The sequence below is a fragment of the Streptomyces sp. WAC05292 genome, from assembly GCF_003949955.1.
In the GTDB taxonomy this organism is placed as follows: Bacteria; Actinomycetota; Actinomycetes; order Streptomycetales; family Streptomycetaceae; genus Streptomyces; species Streptomyces globosus.
The window spans coordinates 1-1,868 of the sequence record NZ_RPSE01000664.1; the positions used below are offsets into that span (position 1 = coordinate 1).

At 72.9% G+C, this 1,868-nt stretch carries 2 protein-coding genes; both read right to left on the reverse strand.

All coding sequences use genetic code 11. From position 1 onward, the window contains the following. Positions 1-2: 2 nt before the first annotated feature. Positions 3-1,040 carry an ATP-binding cassette domain-containing protein gene (locus EF903_RS32190; RefSeq protein ID WP_399422173.1) on the reverse strand — a complete coding sequence of 346 codons (1,038 nt, stop codon included), beginning with the start codon at positions 1,038-1,040 and terminating at the stop codon, positions 3-5. Between the two features lie 12 nt (positions 1,041-1,052). Beyond that, positions 1,053-1,868 (reverse strand): ABC transporter permease (locus tag EF903_RS32195; RefSeq protein ID WP_399422175.1); only part of this gene is annotated, 816 nt, incomplete at its 5' end.

The window sequence follows — 1,868 nt, forward strand, 5'->3', positions numbered from 1 at the left end:
CCTCAGTCCCGTCCCGCGTACATGCGCGCGATCACGTCCTCGATGTCCGGCTCGCGCACCGACAGGTCCGACAGCGGGTACCGGGCCGCGACCTGCGCCACCAACGGCGCCGCCGATGCCCCCGCCGGGAACGCCAGCCACTGCCGCGGCCCCTCCACCTTCACCACCCTCGCCCCCTCCACGCTCACCGCCGGAAGCTCCCGCTCCAGGTGCACTACGAGCATCCGCTCGCTCTCCCCCGCGGCCCCGGCCGCATGCAGCCCGGCCGGCGTCCCGTCGTACACGAGCCGCCCGTGGTCGATCACCATCACCCGCCCGCACAGCTGCTCGATGTCCTGCAGGTCGTGCGTCGTCAGCAGCACCGTCGTGCCGCGCTCGGCGTTCAACTGCCTCAGGAAATCCCGCACCTTCGCCTTGCTGACCACGTCCAGCCCGATCGTCGGCTCGTCCAGGTACAGCACCTCGGGATCGTGCAGCAGCGCCGCCGCGATGTCCCCGCGCATCCGCTGCCCCAGCGACAGCTGCCGCACCGGCACGTCCAGCAGCGGTTCGAGGTCCAGCCGCTCCACGCAGCGCTCCAGGTTCTCCGCGAACCGCGCCCGCGGGATGCGGTACAGCCGCCGCATCAGCCCGTAGCTGTCCTTCAGCGGCAGGTCCCACCACAGCGTGGTGCGCTGCCCGAAGACCACCCCGATGCGGTGCGCGAGCCGCATCCGCTCCCGCGCCGGGTCGATCCCGGCGACCCGCAGCCGGCCCGCGCTCGGGGTGAGGATGCCCGTCAGCATCTTCACCGTCGTCGACTTGCCCGCCCCGTTGGGCCCGATGTAGCCGACCACCTCGCCCCGCGCCACCTCGAAACTGATCCCGTCCACAGCCTTGACCTGCCGTTTCTCCCGGCGCAGCAGGCCGGCCCGGCGGCGTACGCCGAAGACCTTCTCCACCCCGTCCAGTTCGATCAGCACCTCCGGCCCGCCCTCCACGACCGCATCCGCACCCGCACCCGCACCCGCACCCGTATCCACGCCCACACTCGCGTCCACGCCCACCACCCCTCAGCTCCCCGTGCTCCGGTACGAACGAAGCCCCGCGCGCCACGCCAGCGACGCGGGGACGAACAGCGCCGCCGCCACCGCCGGGCTCGCGAACGCCACCCAGTCCGGCAGCCCCAGCGGATCGGGCCGCCCCAGCACGTACAGCGCGGGCAGCCAGTTGACGAAGGCCAGCGGGACGACGAACGTCACGCCCCGCAGCAGTTCCTTCGCGAACACCGTCGGCGGGTACTGGAGCATCGTGTTCCCGCCGTAGGTGAAGGAGTTCTGCACCTCCGCCGCATCCCCCGCGACGAACTGGAACGCAGCCCCGGCGACCAGCACCGCCGCGAAGATCGCCGCCCCCGACACCACCATCACCGGCAGCAGCAGCACCTTTCCCGCCGTCCACTCCACGTCCAGCCGGGCCGCCGCCCACGCGAGCACGGCGAGCCCCTGCACGACCCGCCCCACCCGGCGCAGCGCGAACCTGTCCGCCGCGACCTGCGCGAGCACCGGGACGGGCCGCACCAGCATGGTGTCGAGCGAGCCGTCGCGGATCCGGGAGCCGACCCGGTCGGTGCTGCCGAGCAGCAGGTCGGCGAGCCCGAGGGAGGCGGACGCGGACCCGTACAGCAGGGCCGTCTCGGGCAGCGTGAAGCCGCCCAGCGCGTCCACGTGCGTGAACATGAGGGAGATCGCCACGAAGTCCAGGAACGTGATCGCCGCGTTCCCGCACACCGCCAGCGCGAACGACGCCCGGTACGCCATCGTCGACCGGATCCACATGCCGACGATCAGCCGGTACCCGCGCAGCCCCGCCCCGGCCCGGCCCCACCA